This is a genomic window from Streptomyces sp. NPDC001663, assembly GCF_042893105.1.
GTDB lineage: Bacteria > Actinomycetota > Actinomycetes > Streptomycetales > Streptomycetaceae > Streptomyces.
Map to the genome: position 1 here is coordinate 289,758 of NZ_JBIAUR010000014.1, position 14,751 is coordinate 304,508.

Annotated in this window: 18 protein-coding genes; 8 read left to right on the plus strand and 10 right to left on the minus strand. The window is 71.0% G+C overall.

Translation table 11 applies throughout. The features are described 5' to 3' along the window. Window positions 1-2 precede the first annotated feature (2 nt). Both ACFY1L_RS38965 and ACFY1L_RS38970 read right to left on the minus strand, forming a co-directional pair. Window positions 3-515 carry a GNAT family N-acetyltransferase gene (locus tag ACFY1L_RS38965; RefSeq protein WP_388835528.1) on the minus strand — a complete coding sequence of 171 codons (513 nt, stop codon included), beginning with the start codon at window positions 513-515 and terminating at the stop codon, window positions 3-5. A 69-nt stretch (window positions 516-584) separates the two neighbouring features. Then, entirely contained in the window at window positions 585-1,124 is a 540-nt protein-coding gene (locus ACFY1L_RS38970; protein ID WP_388835531.1) for a YbhB/YbcL family Raf kinase inhibitor-like protein, read from the minus strand. Between the two features lie 125 nt (window positions 1,125-1,249). Between ACFY1L_RS38970 and ACFY1L_RS38975 the strand changes: the two genes are divergently transcribed. Next, a complete protein-coding gene (locus tag ACFY1L_RS38975) occupies window positions 1,250-1,957 on the plus strand; it encodes a GntR family transcriptional regulator (RefSeq protein WP_388835534.1) in 708 nt (235 codons plus the stop codon). A gap of 27 nt (window positions 1,958-1,984) precedes the next feature. On the opposite strand, the gene ACFY1L_RS38980 is transcribed toward ACFY1L_RS38975, so the two are convergent. Both ACFY1L_RS38980 and ACFY1L_RS38985 read right to left on the minus strand, forming a co-directional pair. Further along, window positions 1,985-2,743, minus strand: coding sequence for a hypothetical protein (locus ACFY1L_RS38980; RefSeq protein WP_388835537.1), 759 nt, complete (start codon window positions 2,741-2,743; stop codon window positions 1,985-1,987). 109 nt (window positions 2,744-2,852) lie between these two features. Beyond that, window positions 2,853-4,313: an MFS transporter gene (locus tag ACFY1L_RS38985; protein WP_388835540.1), complete on the minus strand. Its 1,461-nt coding sequence runs from the start codon at window positions 4,311-4,313 to the stop codon at window positions 2,853-2,855. Between the two features lie 87 nt (window positions 4,314-4,400). On the opposite strand from ACFY1L_RS38985, the gene ACFY1L_RS38990 reads away from it, so the two are divergent. Together ACFY1L_RS38990 and ACFY1L_RS38995 are read left to right on the plus strand one after the other, a co-directional pair. Beyond that, a complete protein-coding gene (locus tag ACFY1L_RS38990) occupies window positions 4,401-4,859 on the plus strand; it encodes a MarR family winged helix-turn-helix transcriptional regulator (protein ID WP_388835543.1) in 459 nt (152 codons plus the stop codon). Window positions 4,860-4,972: 113 nt separating this feature from the next. After that, window positions 4,973-5,791, plus strand: coding sequence for an SAM-dependent methyltransferase (locus tag ACFY1L_RS38995; RefSeq protein ID WP_388835546.1), 819 nt, complete (start codon window positions 4,973-4,975; stop codon window positions 5,789-5,791). Window positions 5,792-5,808: 17 nt separating this feature from the next. Here the strand turns inward: ACFY1L_RS38995 and ACFY1L_RS39000 are convergent, their stop codons facing one another. Continuing rightward, window positions 5,809-6,240 carry a helix-turn-helix domain-containing protein gene (locus tag ACFY1L_RS39000; protein ID WP_388835549.1) on the minus strand — a complete coding sequence of 144 codons (432 nt, stop codon included), beginning with the start codon at window positions 6,238-6,240 and terminating at the stop codon, window positions 5,809-5,811. A gap of 85 nt (window positions 6,241-6,325) precedes the next feature. Here ACFY1L_RS39000 and ACFY1L_RS39005 point away from each other — a divergent pair, with 85 nt between their 5' ends. Further along, window positions 6,326-7,180, plus strand: coding sequence for a class I SAM-dependent methyltransferase (locus ACFY1L_RS39005; RefSeq protein WP_388835552.1), 855 nt, complete (start codon window positions 6,326-6,328; stop codon window positions 7,178-7,180). On the opposite strand, the gene ACFY1L_RS39010 is transcribed toward ACFY1L_RS39005, so the two are convergent. Then, entirely contained in the window at window positions 7,181-8,089 is a 909-nt protein-coding gene (locus ACFY1L_RS39010) for an expansin EXLX1 family cellulose-binding protein (protein ID WP_388835555.1), read from the minus strand. A gap of 229 nt (window positions 8,090-8,318) precedes the next feature. Here ACFY1L_RS39010 and ACFY1L_RS39015 point away from each other — a divergent pair, with 229 nt between their 5' ends. Both ACFY1L_RS39015 and ACFY1L_RS39020 read left to right on the plus strand, forming a co-directional pair. Continuing rightward, window positions 8,319-9,029: a ThuA domain-containing protein gene (locus tag ACFY1L_RS39015; protein ID WP_388835558.1), complete on the plus strand. Its 711-nt coding sequence runs from the start codon at window positions 8,319-8,321 to the stop codon at window positions 9,027-9,029. After that, window positions 8,999-10,093: a Gfo/Idh/MocA family protein gene (locus ACFY1L_RS39020; protein WP_388835561.1), complete on the plus strand. Its 1,095-nt coding sequence runs from the start codon at window positions 8,999-9,001 to the stop codon at window positions 10,091-10,093. Before ACFY1L_RS39015 ends, ACFY1L_RS39020 begins: the two co-directional genes overlap by 31 nt. A 31-nt stretch (window positions 10,094-10,124) precedes the next feature. On the opposite strand, the gene ACFY1L_RS39025 is transcribed toward ACFY1L_RS39020, so the two are convergent. Together ACFY1L_RS39025 and ACFY1L_RS39030 are read right to left on the minus strand one after the other, a co-directional pair. Beyond that, window positions 10,125-11,330 carry a PP2C family protein-serine/threonine phosphatase gene (locus ACFY1L_RS39025; RefSeq protein ID WP_388835564.1) on the minus strand — a complete coding sequence of 402 codons (1,206 nt, stop codon included), beginning with the start codon at window positions 11,328-11,330 and terminating at the stop codon, window positions 10,125-10,127. 113 nt (window positions 11,331-11,443) lie between these two features. Next, the gene (locus ACFY1L_RS39030; RefSeq protein WP_388835567.1) at window positions 11,444-12,202 is read right to left on the minus strand and encodes an IclR family transcriptional regulator; all 759 of its coding nucleotides are present in this window, start codon (window positions 12,200-12,202) and stop codon (window positions 11,444-11,446) included. A gap of 128 nt (window positions 12,203-12,330) precedes the next feature. On the opposite strand from ACFY1L_RS39030, the gene ACFY1L_RS39035 reads away from it, so the two are divergent. Both ACFY1L_RS39035 and ACFY1L_RS39040 read left to right on the plus strand, forming a co-directional pair. Then, window positions 12,331-13,323 carry a hypothetical protein gene (locus tag ACFY1L_RS39035; protein WP_388835570.1) on the plus strand — a complete coding sequence of 331 codons (993 nt, stop codon included), beginning with the start codon at window positions 12,331-12,333 and terminating at the stop codon, window positions 13,321-13,323. 162 nt (window positions 13,324-13,485) lie between these two features. Continuing rightward, window positions 13,486-13,761, plus strand: a complete 276-nt coding sequence (locus ACFY1L_RS39040; protein WP_388835573.1) for a cupin domain-containing protein — start codon at window positions 13,486-13,488, stop codon at window positions 13,759-13,761. A 60-nt stretch (window positions 13,762-13,821) separates the two neighbouring features. Here ACFY1L_RS39040 and ACFY1L_RS39045 read toward each other — a convergent pair whose 3' ends face one another. Continuing rightward, window positions 13,822-13,950 carry a hypothetical protein gene (locus tag ACFY1L_RS39045; RefSeq protein ID WP_388835576.1) on the minus strand — a complete coding sequence of 43 codons (129 nt, stop codon included), beginning with the start codon at window positions 13,948-13,950 and terminating at the stop codon, window positions 13,822-13,824. A 347-nt stretch (window positions 13,951-14,297) separates the two neighbouring features. Next, the gene (locus ACFY1L_RS39050; RefSeq protein ID WP_388835579.1) at window positions 14,298-14,750 is read right to left on the minus strand and encodes a UbiA family prenyltransferase; all 453 of its coding nucleotides are present in this window, start codon (window positions 14,748-14,750) and stop codon (window positions 14,298-14,300) included. Window position 14,751 lies beyond the last annotated feature (1 nt).

Genomic DNA, 14,751 nt, shown 5'->3' on the forward strand with positions numbered 1-14,751 from the left:
GGCTACTGCCCGACCACTAGGTCGACTGCCAGGTCGCGTTGATACCAGGTGCCCGGCTTTCCTCCGATGTCGGCGGGATCGGCCGGGCCGACCGGGACAAAACCGGCCTTGGTCAGCACCTTCTGGGACGCGACATTGACCGTGGCGGTGGCGGCCCTGAGCGTGTGCAGCCCGTGGCGTGCCACCGCCAGCCGGCACAACTCCCGCACGGCCGCGGTCGCCACGCCGCGGCCGGCGACGTGCTGGGCGACCCGGTAGCCGAGCTCGGCGGTGCCGTCCTCCAAGTCGTACAGGTTGAACCGGCCCACGACCGATCCGTCCTCGGCGACGAGCAGGTAGAAGGCGCAGACACCGGCCTCCTGTTCGGCCAGCAAGGCGTTGTGCCGCTCGGCGTACCGCTCGTAGAACTCGTCCCCGCGGTCGGAGACCGAGGCGGCGAAGTAGGCACGGTTCGCCAGCTCGAAGGCGAGCACCGCCGGGGCGTGGCCGGCCTGCAGCTGTTTCAGCTCGGGCATTGAAGCACCCTACTGGGATGGCGCGTTGAGGCCACGGGAGTTTCTGCCGACGGCCGCACAAGCTCGTCCTCAGGCCGGGGTCTCGCCCGTGACGGTCAGGACCGCGCGGCCGAGGATGTGACCGGCGATGTTGAAGCCGAGGAAGGCGGGCGTGGCCTCGGCCGGGACGCCGATCTGCTCGACGTCGAGGGCGTGCACCACGACGACATAGCGGTGCGGGCCGTGACCGGCCGGCGGGGCGGCGCCGATGAAGCGGGCGGCGCGGGCGTCGTTGGGCAGCTGGTAGGCGCCCTCGGGCAGGCCCGAGCCGGTGTCGTCGCCCGCACCCTCGGGCAGTTCGGTGACGCCGGCCGGGATGTCGGCGACCGCCCAGTGCCAGAAGCCGGAGCCGGTCGGGGCGTCCGGGTCGTACACGGTGACGGCGTAGCTCTTGGTGCCCTCGGGGGCACCGGTCCACGACAGCTGCGGGGAGGCGTCCTTGCCGCCCGGCACGCCGAAGATCCCGGAGTGCTGCTCGGCGGGGACCTGGCCGCCGTCGGTGAGCGTGGTGGAAGTGACGGTGAAGCCCGGTACCTCGGGGAGGCGGGCGAAGGGGTTGTTGGCGCTCATGGGGCGCTGTTCCTTTCGGAGATGACAGGAGTCGGGCAAGGCTGCGCCGGAGGGCGATCCGTCCTGCACGTCATCGACGATAACACTGATAATCGATTATCTACAGGATCGTCTATGCTGGGCCCATGACTCTGACGGCTGACACCTCGACGGCCCCCGGCGGCAAGCAAATGCTCTCGGAGCGGGTGTACGCCCTGCTGCGGGACGCGATCATGCGGGGCGTCTACGCCCCCGGCACGCCCCTGAAGCCCCAGGAGCTGGCCAAGGAGCACCAGGTCAGCCTGGCCGTCGTGCGGGAGGCGCTGGTGAGAGTGGTGGGCGAGGGGTTGGCCGACCGGCTGCCCAACCGCGGCTTCGCGGTGCCGGACTTCTCCGACGTGCGCTGGCAGGAGATCGCCGAGGCCCGCCGCACCGTCGAGCCGCTCGTGCTGCGCATGGCGATCGAGCGCGGCGACCTCGACTGGGAGGCGAGGGTCCGCGCGGCGCACCACCGCCTCTCCCGCACGCCGGCCTTTGCGCCGGAGGAGGGCGAGTACTTCAGCGCCGCCTGGGCGGAGGCCCACCGGGTCTTCCACCGCACACTCCTGGAGGGCTGCGGCAACACCGTCCTGCTGGGCACCTTCGACCGGCTGTGGACCGCGAGCGAGCTGGCCAGCCGGTGGTCCGCGCACCGCGCCCCCGAGCGCGACTTCCTCGCCGAACACCGCGCCCTGGAGGAGGCTACCGTGGCCCGCGACGCCGACACCGCCGCCGACCTCCTGATCCGTCACCTCACCCTCACCGCTGCCGGCCTGACCTCCTGCACTCACGAGGGCACGCCGGAGGGAACATGACGCGCCTGGCCGGCCTGGCCGTTGACATCAGGCTGTTTGCCGGCGGCGCTTCTTACGGAGCTCCTGTCGGTGAGCACCGACCGTGCCCCCGATGAAGCCGAGCGCCAGCGCGACCGCAACCAGCCACTTGCCCACGCCGGCACCGAACAGAGCGTTGTCGACGAGCAACACCAAAGGAACCGTCAGGAAGACCCAGCCCAGGCTGCAGGCCTGCACCAGGGCGTCCAGCAGGCCACTCAGCCCGGCCCACAGGGCCAGACCGAGCAGCAGCCAGACGGCCGCGGTCCGCATCCACATCGAGTCCTCGGACGGCGGCGGGAAAGTCTGGGTGTGGCCGCGGACGGTGATGCTCACGACGGCGCCGTGCCAGGTCCGCAGCCCCGCCCGGCTGCCCCGGACGGCGGCGTCGTACACGCCACTCCCGACCTCCAGCCACTCGGTGCCCCGTACCCCATTGATGCGGAGCTTGTACTTGGTCGTGCAGCTCCGGTTGCTGCCGCTGCCGGAGCAGCCCCCGAACTCCGCCTTGTCCATCACGCGTGTCTCTTCCCGGCCGATGCAACTGCCGGTTCCGGCGGGGCAGTCGGCCGCCTGCCGGTAGACGACCGTCTCCCGGTACGCCTCGACCGTCCACTGTGCGCTTACGACGATCCCGGCCCCCGCCGCGACCACGACGAGCACCCGCAGCCAGACCGGCAGACGCCACGCCGGCCACCCCTGCGGGCCGCTGTTCCGTTTCCCCTGGAGGTCCTCACGCGCCCGTGCCTCCATCTCCCGGATGCCCATCGTGCCCCCGTGCCGCGCCTTTCCGAACCGGACGGTAGAAGGTACGACGTGACAGGTGAACGGGGGTCAACGAGGGTGAACGGACGCCGTGTTGCCCGCGCCTTCCGCCTCAGCCCTCGATCACTGGAACGTCGGCGGCCCGAGTGAAGCGCGGCAGTGCGGCGGTGCCGGCCGCGAGGAGGGCGACGATGCCCATCTGTACGTACTCGACGGTGGCGAAGGCGTGCGGGATGCCGTGCGGGGCGCGGGCGAGGTAGAGGGTGCCGAGGGTGGCGACGCCCAGGGCGAGGCCGCTCTGCTGCAGGGTGATCAGTACGCCGCTGCCGATGCCGCCCAGGTGGGCGGGGACGTCGGCCAGGACACTGCGGAACAGGCCGGCGAACAGCATCGACTGTCCGGCACCGGCGAGCGCGAGCGGTGCAGCCATGGCCCACAGGCCGGCCTGCGGACGGCTCGTCACAAGCACGGCGACCAGCCAGACCAGTCCGGCCAGTTGGACCACCGCGCCCGCGGCCATCGCGGCGCGTCCGAAGCGGGTGATCAGCCGCGGGGCGAGCACGGAGCCCGCGAAGAACAGCAAGGCCATCGGGAGGATCGCCAGGCCGCCGTGGAGGGCGTCGGCGTGCAGCCCGTTCTGGACGGTCAGGGCGAAGACGAACATGAACGCGCCGAAGCCGATGCTGAACGCCAGCACCATGGCCAGTCCGCGTGACATCGACGGCAGCCGGAGCAGGGACGGCGGCAGCAGCGGCACCTCACCGCGCCGCTCGGCACGCTTCTCCACTCCGTAGGTGGCGGCCCCCAGGGCAACCGCCAGGGCAAGCAACAGCCAGACCCACCACGGCCAGCCCAGCGCGTGCCCCTCGGTCAGCGGGACGAGCAGGGCGACCAGGGTCGCGGCGAACAGGACGGTACCGGGCAGGTCGATGCCGACGGGGTGCTCGGAACGCGTGGCCGGCACGATGCGGGCCGCGACCAGCAGGACCACCAGTCCGATGGGTACGTTGACCAGGAAGATCGGCCGCCACGAGGTGCCGGCGATATCCGCGCTGACCAGGAGGCCACCGACCAGCTGCCCTACGACGGCGGCGATGCCCGAGGTCGCGCCATACAGGGCGAGGGCGCGCGCCTTGCGCTCGCCGTCCAGGGCGTGGTGGAAGGTCGCCAGCACCTGCGGCACGAGCAGCGCGGCGGTGGCTCCTTGGACGATCCGGGCCGCGATGAGCAGCCCGACGCCGGGTGCGAGTCCGCAGGCGAGCGAGGCCAGCACGAAGCCGACGAGCGCGACGAGGAAGAGCCGGTGGCGGCCGTAGCGGTCGCCGAGCCGGCCGCCCAGGACCAGCAGGGCCGCGTACGCGACGCCGTAGCCGGCGATCACCAGTTGCAGCGAGGACGGCGAGGCGTGCAGGGAGGTGTCGATGCTGGGCAGGGCGACGTTGGTGATGAAGAAGTCCATGATCGGCAGGAAGGCGCCTGCCAGGAGTATGAGGACGCCGGTCGCGTGCAGTTCCGGGGCGGTGTGGTGGGTGCGGTGCCGGGCGGCGGCGCCGCCCGTGTGTGTGGTGGCCATGGCCAGCCTCTCGCATGGGCAATTACTTGCGTGCGCCAGCAACCATAGAACTTGCGTGCGCAAGTAAGCAACACATAGAGTGGGCGCATGCCCGACAACGACGAGACCGCCCCGCTCTCCGAAGAGGAGAAAGCCCTGATCAGGGCGCTGCGGCCGGCGATGGCCGCCCTGATGCGGTCCTTTGACGAGGATCTGCGCCGGGCTCAGGGGCTGAGCCACACGGAATACATCACGCTGATGTTCCTGGCCGAGGCCACCGACCGCACGATGCGCCTGAGCGACCTGGCCGAGCTGGTCCAGCAGTCGCCGTCGGCCCTCGGCCGCACGGTTCGGCGGCTGGAGGCCGAGGGCCTGGTCTCGCGCGAGCAGTCGGCGCAGGACGCCCGCTCGTTCAACGCGATCCTCACCGACGCCGGGCTCGCCCGCCTGGACGAGGCCCACCCCACCCACATCGCCAGCGTCCGCCGCCATCTGTTCGACCGGCTCGAGGGAGTCGATCTGGGCCGACTGGCCACGGCTTTCCAGAACATCACGGGCACCGCCTGAGCCGGGTCGACTCGAAGCCACCGATAGCGCGAACTGGCGTACGCATCAAGGGTGTTGGGACGTACCTTGTGCCGTGGACAGTCCATGCCCCCGGACGAAGAGGGACGGTAGCCATGACCGACTCCGCGACGACGACGCCCGAACCGGCGGCGCATCAGGACATCGACACATCGGTGCCGCACTCGGCCAGGATCTGGAACTACTGGCTGGGCGGGCAGGACAACTACCCCGTCGACAGGGAGGCCGGTGACGCGTACACCGCCGTCTTCCCCGGCATCGTCACCATCGCCCGCAGCAGCCGCGCCTTCCTGCGCCGCAACATCACCTACCTGGTCGCCGAAGCGGGCATCCGGCAGTTCCTGGACGTCGGCACCGGCCTGCCGACCGCCGACAACACCCATGAGGTCGCCCAGCAGATCGCGCCCGAGTCCCGGATCGTCTACGTCGACAACGACCCGATGGTCCTGGCGCACGCCCGCACCCTGCTCCGCTCCACCCCGGAGGGAGCCACCGCCTATGTCGACGCCGACGTACTGGACCCGGACCGGATCCTGGCGGCCGCCGCCGGGACGCTGGATCTCACCCGCCCCACGGCCCTCATCCTCAGCAACATCCTGGGCCACGTCGCGGACCACGACCAGGCACGTTCCCTGGTCACCCGCCTGATGGACGCCCTGCCGTCCGGCAGCCACCTGTCCATCAACGACGGCTCACGGGGCATCGACCCGGTCTTCGAACGGGCCCAGGACGCCTACAACGAGAGCGGCGCCGTGCCGTACATCCTGCGCACCGTCGACCAGATCACGTCGTACTTCGACGGTCTGGAGCTCATAGCCCCCGGAGTCGTCTCGGTCCCCCTCTGGCGCCCTGACGCCACCTCGCCCGCCCCGGACCCGATCGGCGAACACGGAGGTCTCGCCCGCAAGCCGTGACGCCCTCCGTAAGAGGTTCACGACGGCCCCGGCGCCCGCCTCCTCGGCGCTACGACCGCCCCGGACGCCGCCGCCTTGAGGAGGCGGCGGAAGGTCGGGCATTCCATGTGGCTCGGGGCGGGGCAGGCCGCGGCGTGGCGCAACGAGTCGCGCAGGACGGTGAGTTCGCGGATCTTTGCGTCCAGCTCGTCCGCCTTGTCCGCGAGCACCCGGCGGTCGATGCTCGGCTGCCCGTCCGGCGCGAACATGCGGGCGATCTCGTCGAGCGAGAACCCGGCGGTGCGCCCCAGCGCGATCAGCGCCAGGCGGTCCAGTACGCCGGGGTCGTACTGGCGGCGCAGACCCCGTCTGCCGACCGAGACGATCAGCCCCTTCTCCTCGTAGAACCGCAGCGTCGAGGCGGGCACCCCGGCACGGCGCGCCACCTCCGCGATGTCCAGGTCTGTCATCCTCTTTACCTCAAGTCGACTTGAAGTGGCACGGTGTCATCCCAGCCCCGGAGAAGGCAAGCAAGGGGCAGCAGAGGAGGCGATCATGGACGGCGCGCGCAGGACGGACGACGAGCAGGCGGCCCGGTGGAACGGGCCCGCCGGTCACGCCTGGGTCGAAGGGCAGGCGGTGCTGGAGGAGATGTTCAGGCCCTTCGAGGAGATGCTCGTCGAGGCCGTGTCCCCGCTGCGCGGAGGCCGCGTGCTCGATGTCGGCTGCGGCACCGGCGGCACCACGCTGGCTGTCGCGCGCAAGCTCGGTCCGGAAAGCCGCTGCGTCGGCGTCGACATCGCCGAACCGGTGATCGCCGCCGCCCGGGCGCGCGCCGAGCGGGAGGGGGCGCCGGTGTCCTTCATCCGCGACGACGCGCAGGAGCACGCGTTCGAGCCCGCCACCTTCGACGCCCTCATCTCGCGCTTCGGCGTGATGTTCTTCAGCGACTTCGTCCGCGCCTTCACGAATCTCCGGCGGGCCGCGCGCGACGGGGCCGTGCTTCGGGTCATCGTCTGGCGCAGCCCGGCCGAGAATCCGTTCATGACCACGGCCGAACGTGCCGCGGCACCGCTGCTGCCCGATCTGCCAGTCCGCCGGCCGGACGAGCCGGGGCAGTTCGCCTTCGCGGACCCGGACAGGGTCCGCAGCATCCTTGCGGACAGCGGCTGGTCCGGGATCGACATCCGGCCGGTCGACGTCGAATGCGCCTTTCCCGAGCGGGAGTTGGTCCGCTACTTCACCCGGCTCGGGCCGGTCGGCCTGGCCCTGCCCGGGACGGACGAGCAGACCCGGGCGCGGGTCGTCGAGACGGTCCGGGCCGCGTTCGAACCCTTTGTGCACGGCTCGGACGTCCGCTTCACCGCCGCCTGTTGGACGGTCGGTGCGCAGGCGTCGACGGCGCCGTGATCAGTGCTGGGCGAACTGGACCCGGGTCGGCTGCGCCACGTTCGGCCGGATCGCGATCCCGTCGACGGTGAGTCGTTCGCCGTAGATGTCGGTGATTCTGATCGCTCCGCCGCAGCCGCTGCCGTCCTCGGAGAGGAAGTAGTTGTAGTCGGTGCGCGCCAGTTGGCGCCAGCCGCTGCCGGTGCGGACCTCCAGCCGGGCCAACGGGTTGCGGTGGCCGATCACTTGCAGCCCGCACCAATAGCGGCTGGAGCCCGTCTTGTAGCGGATGGAGAGCGTGCCGACGCTGCTGGGACTGGCGAGCTTCCATGTGATCGGGATCCGGCCGGCCGAGGGGGCGGCGAGCTTGGCGAACGCCTCGGCGCTGAGGTCGATCTGGCCGGGTGCGCAGTCCCCCGGGCATTCGTTGGTGATGCGGACCGTGATCGAGGCGCCGTTGGCCGCGCGGACCTGCACGTACGCCCCGCATGCCTTGGCCGTCTCGTAATCGGTGTGGTTCATCGCCCCGGTCAGGACGTCGCTGCTCGCGTCGTACAGACAGGCGCCGGTGCCGTCGGAGTCGTAGAAGGTGGCGACTCCCCGGTAGGTGACGCCGGGGCGGATGCGGCCCGCCAATGAGGCGGTGCCGGACGCCGGTTGAGCGGTGTCCTTGGCCGCCGGTTTCGCGGATGTGGCGCGGGCGGACGGCTTCCGCGACGTGGCTTTGGCCGACGGCTTCGCGGATGTGGCGGTTGCGCTGACGGACGCGGTCGGGGACTCCGTGGCGGAGGGGGCCGTCGTGCGGGCGCCGGCGGCGGGCGTGGCCGCGGCGGGATCGGCGTCCGACTTGTGGCCGGGCAGCAGGACCAGGGCCAGGGAGGCGACGATGAGGGCCGCGGCCGCCGATATGAACAGCCAGCGTCTGTGCACCGGACCTCCTTGACGGCCGTGGGCCGTTGCCGTGAGCGACGGGCAGCGATCGTGCCAGACCCGGGAAGGCGGCGACAAGCGTGACTTGAGGGCGGCGGCCGCACCCCATCGCCCGGCCGCGAAACTTTCGTGTCTCCGGCAACCCTTTCCCGAGCAGCGGCGACTGTCGCATGCTGAGGACTCTGCCCACGGGCCGGCCCCCGCGCCCGGCTCCCGCTGAAGGGACGAGATGACGCACAAGAAGGCCCTGGTGGTCCGAGGCGGCTGGGAGGGACATCAGCCGGTCAAGGCAACGGAGTTGTTCCTGCCCTTCCTCGAAGGCAACGGATACGCCGTGCGGGTCGAGGAGTCGACCGGCGTCTACGCCGACGCCGCCGAGATGGCCGCCACGGACCTCGTTGTGCAATGTGTCACGATGTCGTCGATCACCGCCGAGCAGCTGTCGGGGCTGAGCGCGGCGATCGTGGCGGGCACCGGGTTCACCGGCTGGCACGGCGGCATCGCCGACTCGTTCCGCGCCTCCTCCGACTATCTCCATCTGGTGGGCGGCCAGTTCGCCACCCACCCGGGCAAGGAGCCGTGCGAGCGGCAGGGGGACGAGACGGACAACTTCCTGCCCTACGCCGTCAACATCACCGAGCTCGGCCGCGAGCACCCCGTCACCGCGGGCATCGAGGACTTCGAGCTACACACCGAACAGTACTGGGTGCTGCACGACGACCTGATCGACGTGCTGGCCACGACCACGCACCCCGCGCGGCCGTGGCAGCCCTGGGACCGGCCGGTCACCTCGCCGGCGGTCTGGACCCGTCGGTGGGGCGCCGGCCGCATCGTGGTGACGACACCGGGGCACAGCCTCGACGTGCTGGAGAACCCGAACGTCCGCACCGTCATCGAGAGGGGCATGCTGTGGGCGACGCGCACCGCATCGGCGTCGTAGGTCTCGGGGTCATCTCCCGCGCGTACCTGGACACGCTCGTCGGTCATCCCGCCGTACGCATCACCGCGATCGCCGACCTCGACGCCTCCCGGTCGGCCGCGGTCGCCGCCGAGCTGTCCGGCGTCGAGGCGCTGACCGTCGAGGAGTTGCTGAGCAGCCCGGACGTGGACACGGTGCTGAACCTGACCGTCCCCGCGGCGCATGCCGAGATCGCCCTCGGCGCCATCGGCCACGGCAAGCACGTCTACGGGGAGAAGCCGCTGGCCGCCACCCTCGGCGACGCCCAGGCCGTGATGGAGGCCGCCGCGAAGGCGGGCGTCGGTGTGGGGTGCGCGCCGGACACCGTCCTGGGGACCGGGATCCAGACGGCGCGGGCGGCCGTGCAGGCGGGAGAGATCGGCCGTCCCCTCTTCGCCACGGCCGTGATGATCACCCCGGGGCACGAGCGCTGGCATCCTCACCCCGACTTCTACTACACCGCCGGCGGCGGCCCGCTGCTGGACATGGGGCCGTACTACCTCGCGTCCCTGGTCCACCTGCTGGGTCCGGTGCGAGCCGTGACCGGGGCTGCGAGCCGGCTGCGCGCCGAGCGCGTCATCGGCTCCGGCCCGCGCGCGGGCGACCGGATACCGGTCGAGGTGGACAGTCATGTCTCCGGTGTCCTGGAGCATGTGGGCGGGGCTCTCACGACGATCACGACGAGCTTCGACGGTGTGGCCACCACGGCGGCGCCGATCGAGGTCCACGGCGAGTCGGGCACGCTCGCGGTTCCGGATCCCAACGGCTTCGACGGCGAGGTGCGGCTCTTCGCCCTCGGCGACACACAGTGGCGCACGCTCCCGCCGTCGGCGGGCTATGTCGCGGGTGCGCGGGGCGTGGGCCTGCTCGACTTCGTCGCGGCCGACGGACAGCGGGCGCCGCGTGCGAGCGGTGCTCTCGCGCTGCATGTGCTGGAGACGATGACTGCTCTTCTACAGTCGTCGGCGGAGGGGCGGCGGATCGAGCTGACGACGTCGGCGGAGCCGCCCGTGCCCGTTCCGCTGACGCCCGCCGTGGAGTGGTGAACGACCACACCAGAAACAACCGCAACAGGAGTCACGCGGCCTCGGCCGCCAGGTCCCTGCCGCCCTTGCCGCCGTTCCGGGCCTCGGAGGCCGCTTCGGCAGAGGCCGGCTTACGGATCAGGAGCAGCGCGGCGTCGTCGTGGAGGCGGCCGCCCACGTGGGCCAGCAGTTCGTCATGGAGCTCGCCGAGCGTGTGGGCCGGATCGTCGGAGACGTGGCGGGCCAGGCCCTCGTGGAGCGGGTAGAACTCGCGGCCCCCGTCGCGGGCCTCGGTGACCCCGTCGGTGTACAGCAGGAGTTGATCTCCGTCGGCGAAGGGCAGCACCTGCAGGCCCGGGGTGTGGTCGGTGAGGGTACGCAGCCCGAGGGGCGGGGCCGGGTGCGTGGGCTCGACCGCGGCGACGCTCCCTGCGGCGCGGACCAGCAGCGGCGGTGCGTGGCCGCAGTTCACCACCTCCAGCTGCCCTGGCTGCGGGTATCCCGCGACCACGGCGGTGACGAAGTCGTCGGAGCCGAGGTTGCGCGCCAGACTCCGCTCGATCCGGTCGACGACGGCGAGGAGGTCGGGCTCGTCGTAGGCGGCCTCGCGGAAGACACCGAGCACCAGCGCGGCGGTTCCGACGGCCGGCAGCCCCTTGCCGCGCACATCGCCGACGATCAGCCGGACACCGTACGGGGTGGGTATCAGTGCGTACAGGTCCCCGCCGATCCGGGCCTCGGCCGCGGCGGCGCTGTAGCGGACGGCCACCTGGAACGGGCCGACCGTCGCCGGGACGGGCTTGAGCAGCGCGTGCTGGGCGGTCTCCGCAACCGAGCGGACGGCCGCGAGCACCCGCTCCCGGCGTCCGCGCAGCGCGCTGGCCAGGCCGCTCGCCAGGGTGACGGCCAGCAGGGCGGACAGTACGGCCGCCAGTTCGCCGCCCGGTACGCCGTCGCGGGCGCCGAGCGTCGCGCCGAGCACGGCGGCGAGGAGGCCGACACAGAGGACACCGCGGGGCCCGTTGGTGGTGGCGGCAAGGGCGGGCCCGGCCGCGAGCATGGGCAGCCAGATCATGCCGGCTCCGCCGAGGACGTCGGCGAGCACGATGACGGCGACGATCAGCATGGGCAGGCATGACGCCCCGGCTGCCAGCTGCGCCACGACCCGCCTGCGGAGCGATGCCCGGGTACCGGCCACTCGGTTCCAGAACGGCCGTATCGGCCAGTGGGCGCCATCGTGGTCTCGGGCCTGACTCATGTTCTGTCTGCAGTCCTCACCTGTGTGGGGCACATCTGTCCGGGGGCCCACTGCTGAAATGCCTGTTTCATCCAGGAAACGGGGTCGGCGGGACTGTCACAAGACGAGGGATTTCAGATAGTGAGCGACAGGCCCCGGGTCACCCGGCTCGCGGTCGGGAGCAGCCGTGCCCGGATCTCCGGCAGCCGGGAGAGCCGGTCCGCCGGCAGTGAGACACCGAGCGACCCGAGCGTGTCCCCGCAGTAGACGGGTACGGCGACGCAGACCGTGCCGAGCGAGTACTCCTCGAGATCCGTGACGGCCGGGGCGACGGGTGAGGAGTCCAGGCGCCGCAGCAGTTCCGGCCGGCTGGTGATCGTCCGTGGGGTGAGGTCGGCGAGGTGGTGGCGGGAGAGGTAGTCCTTGCGGGCCTCCTCGTCGAGCTCGCGCAGCACGGACTTGCCCAGGGCGGTGGCGTGCCCCGCGTCCTCGAATCCCACCCAGAGGTCGACGCGGGGCGCGCGGGGGCTGTCGACGATCTCGGCGACGCGGATCTCACCGTCCTCGTAGAAGGTGAGGTAGGCGGCGGTCGCGAGCTCGTCGCGCAGCGCGGCGAGCGTAGGCCGCACCCGGTTGAGCAGCGCCTGTCCGCGGCCCGTGCTCTGCAGCGTGTCCAGCTTGTCGCCCAGCACGAATCGGCCGTCGCCGAGCTTGCGCAGGTATCCGTCGTGGACCAGCGTCCGCAGCAGGTGGTAGGCGGTGGCCAGGGGCAGACCCGTCTCATGTGCCAGCTGCTTCGCCGGCGCGCCGTTCTCGTACGCGCTCGCCGCCTCCAGCAGCCGGAAGGCCCGCTGGACGGACGTGATCAGCGTAGGGCCGTCTTGCGCACCCATGCCACCAGCGTGCGCCCGGCGCCCGGCGCGGGCAAGGTGAGGGACGAGCCGCACGTCGCGGTCGTCACCGTCGAGGTGTCGGAAACTCAGTGGCCCGGCTGGTTCCTGAGCCGTGATACTCGCTGTTCATGACGCGCCACGACGCCACCGGAGACATCCCGGTCACCCCGGCGCTGCGTCGGGTGCTGGCACGCGCCGACGCCCCGGAACTGCTGGACCTGCTGGCCGACGGGATGCCGGGCGCGGATCTGACCACGCTGCTGCTGGAGGTGTTCCGGCGCCGGGCGGACCGGCTCTCGCCGGCCGAGGTGATGCGGCGCTATCGCAGCGACCGCTTCGTGGCCCCGGCGCCGGTCGAGTTCGCCGCACTGCGCCGCACCGAGGACGCGTTGCTGGCGGCGCTGCCCGACGGCTTCGAGGTCCTGGTTCTCGCCCCGGTCGTGCCGCTGGCCGCGCATTCGGCGGTGGCGACCGTCGATCCGCGCAAGGTGATCGCGACGGTTCGGGGCAGCGAGGTGGCCGCCGATCCCACGAACGCACTGGCTCTGGAGGCGGCGCACCGGCGCTCCCTGGCCCTGGCCGACGAACCGCGCTCCGACACGCCGGTCCGGCTGGCGGCCGGCCAGCGAGTGACGCGCGCCCAGAGCTTCAACGCTCCGGGGATGCTCGCCCACTTCCAGCTGTTCGGCCTGGTGACCGCCGGCCGGGACACCGGCGACCGGCGCTTCGAACACCGGCACCTGGCCGAGCACCTTCGCTTCGCCGCCCGGGCCATGGCCGACGTCGGGGCACAGGACACACAGATCAGACTGACCGTCCTGGACGACGCGGCCGCTCCGGTTCTCGAGCGGATGCGCCACGACCTCGCCGGGCTGCCGGGAGTGGAGGTTTGCGAGGACCCCGACCGGGCCACGGGACGCGGCTACTACACCGGCCTCTGCTTCAAGGTCTACGCAAGCATCGGAGGCCAACAGCTGGAAGTCGGTGACGGCGGCTTCGTCCAATGGAGCCAACTGCTCACCGGCAACCGCAAAGAACGCCTGCTGATCAGCGGATACGGCGTCGACCGCCTCACCGAGGCCCTGCCGTCACCGAACGGGCCACCCCGCCATACCCGTTGACGCCACCGACGCCACACGTCCTACGCCCGGTTCGCAAGCTCCGCTTCGTACGATCGAGGGACGGCTCTTGTGCGCGATGGAGCGTGAGCGAGTTCCAGGTTGCGCCCTAGCCTTCCCTCCATCGAGTGCGGAATCGTCCTCAACCGACGGAGGTTGTCGCGCGTGAAAGCGAAGTCGACTGTTCAGATCGATTCGGATCGAGTCCTTGTCACGGAGTGGCGCTTCGCCCCGGGCGCCGAGACCGGTCATCACGTTCATGCACACGACTACGTGGTGGTTCCCCTGATCAACGGAACGGTGCGTGTGGAGGACTCGGCAGGGGAACGCGAAGTAGAGATGCATGCGGGAGTTTCGTACGCACGGTCTGCCGGTGTCGCGCACAACCTGGTCAACGTGAACGGGTACGAATTCCGCTTTGTCGAAGTCGAGCTCAGGTAGCGGACGGCCCGCCGGACGCGGCGGACCGTCAAGACTCGTCGAGGCCGGAAGCCCCCTTGATCACGCAGCAGGCTCCGCGTCCGTGGTGACCGTCTTTTCGTCGTCGTTCCGGCCGCTCTCCGCGCGCTGCCCTTCGAGCAGCTTCTTCAGGGCGAGTTGCCTGGCCGTCTTTTCCGAGTGCAGCCTCATCTCTGCTTCCGTCCGGAGATCGAACACCATTGCCTCCTTTGAGCTGTACCTTGCCGAGAGCGTGCAGGTGAATGGGTTGCGCGTCCGCCGTCAGGGCGAGTTGCCCGCAGCCGCGCATACGAAAGAAGTGGGTGGGTCAGGCTTTCCGGAGCTGCGCGTCAGAAGCGCGACCGGTCGGGATCCGGGAGCGACCATGCCGACCGGTACCCGGGTTCATGGGGAATCCGTCGCCGCTGCATCGTCACACCTCCCGAACCTACCTTGACCTCTTTGCCAACACATTACCCCACGTCGAAGGGCCAAGTCACGGTCAAATGACCTTCGTACACAGGTAATTGGCGAATTGTTCACCAGGCCACGGGCAACTCCCGAACCCCGTGTATCGCGCGCCCCTCGAACGCGTACTTCGCCGTAGACCTGGAAGCGCCGCTGTAGCCAGGGTGGTTGCGGTGCTGCCGGCCAGGGTGGCGGCGGGCAGAGTGCGGGGTGCCCCGGAGATCTCGTGGCGGCTGAGTGCCGTGACGGTGTAGGTGTGCGCGCAGGTCAGCAGGGCGGCCGGCAGTGCGGAGGCCCTGTGTCCGGGCTCCGCTCCGGCCAGTACGTTGGGTGGATTTCAGTCGGAGGTCGTACACCCAGACCAGTCCGGTCAGCGGAAGTGCAACGCCGAGCGCACGGCACCCGCCGGCCAGGGCCGAGAGGCCGAGAGCCGCGGCGGTCAGTCCGCAGGCGGTGGCCAGCGCGGTGCGGCGGGCAACTCGACCGGAGGGTATGGGTCGCTCGGGCCGCTCCACCGCGTCCACG

Bases quoted from the DNA above. Each gene is read 5' to 3' on its own strand.
- ACFY1L_RS38965 (WP_388835528.1), bottom strand. From the start codon at position 515: ATGCCCGAGCTGAAACAGCTGCAGGCCGGCCACGCCCCGGCGGTGCTC.
- ACFY1L_RS38970 (WP_388835531.1), bottom strand. From the start codon at position 1,124: ATGAGCGCCAACAACCCCTTCGCCCGCCTCCCCGAGGTACCGGGCTTC.
- ACFY1L_RS38975 (WP_388835534.1), top strand. From the start codon at position 1,250: ATGACTCTGACGGCTGACACCTCGACGGCCCCCGGCGGCAAGCAAATG.
- ACFY1L_RS38980 (WP_388835537.1), bottom strand. From the start codon at position 2,743: ATGGGCATCCGGGAGATGGAGGCACGGGCGCGTGAGGACCTCCAGGGG.
- ACFY1L_RS38985 (WP_388835540.1), bottom strand. From the start codon at position 4,313: ATGGCCACCACACACACGGGCGGCGCCGCCGCCCGGCACCGCACCCAC.
- ACFY1L_RS38990 (WP_388835543.1), top strand. From the start codon at position 4,401: ATGCCCGACAACGACGAGACCGCCCCGCTCTCCGAAGAGGAGAAAGCC.
- ACFY1L_RS38995 (WP_388835546.1), top strand. From the start codon at position 4,973: ATGACCGACTCCGCGACGACGACGCCCGAACCGGCGGCGCATCAGGAC.
- ACFY1L_RS39000 (WP_388835549.1), bottom strand. From the start codon at position 6,240: ATGACAGACCTGGACATCGCGGAGGTGGCGCGCCGTGCCGGGGTGCCC.
- ACFY1L_RS39005 (WP_388835552.1), top strand. From the start codon at position 6,326: ATGGACGGCGCGCGCAGGACGGACGACGAGCAGGCGGCCCGGTGGAAC.
- ACFY1L_RS39015 (WP_388835558.1), top strand. From the start codon at position 8,319: ATGACGCACAAGAAGGCCCTGGTGGTCCGAGGCGGCTGGGAGGGACAT.
- ACFY1L_RS39025 (WP_388835564.1), bottom strand. From the start codon at position 11,330: ATGAGTCAGGCCCGAGACCACGATGGCGCCCACTGGCCGATACGGCCG.
- ACFY1L_RS39030 (WP_388835567.1), bottom strand. From the start codon at position 12,202: ATGGGTGCGCAAGACGGCCCTACGCTGATCACGTCCGTCCAGCGGGCC.
- ACFY1L_RS39035 (WP_388835570.1), top strand. From the start codon at position 12,331: ATGACGCGCCACGACGCCACCGGAGACATCCCGGTCACCCCGGCGCTG.
- ACFY1L_RS39045 (WP_388835576.1), bottom strand. From the start codon at position 13,950: ATGAGGCTGCACTCGGAAAAGACGGCCAGGCAACTCGCCCTGAAGAAG.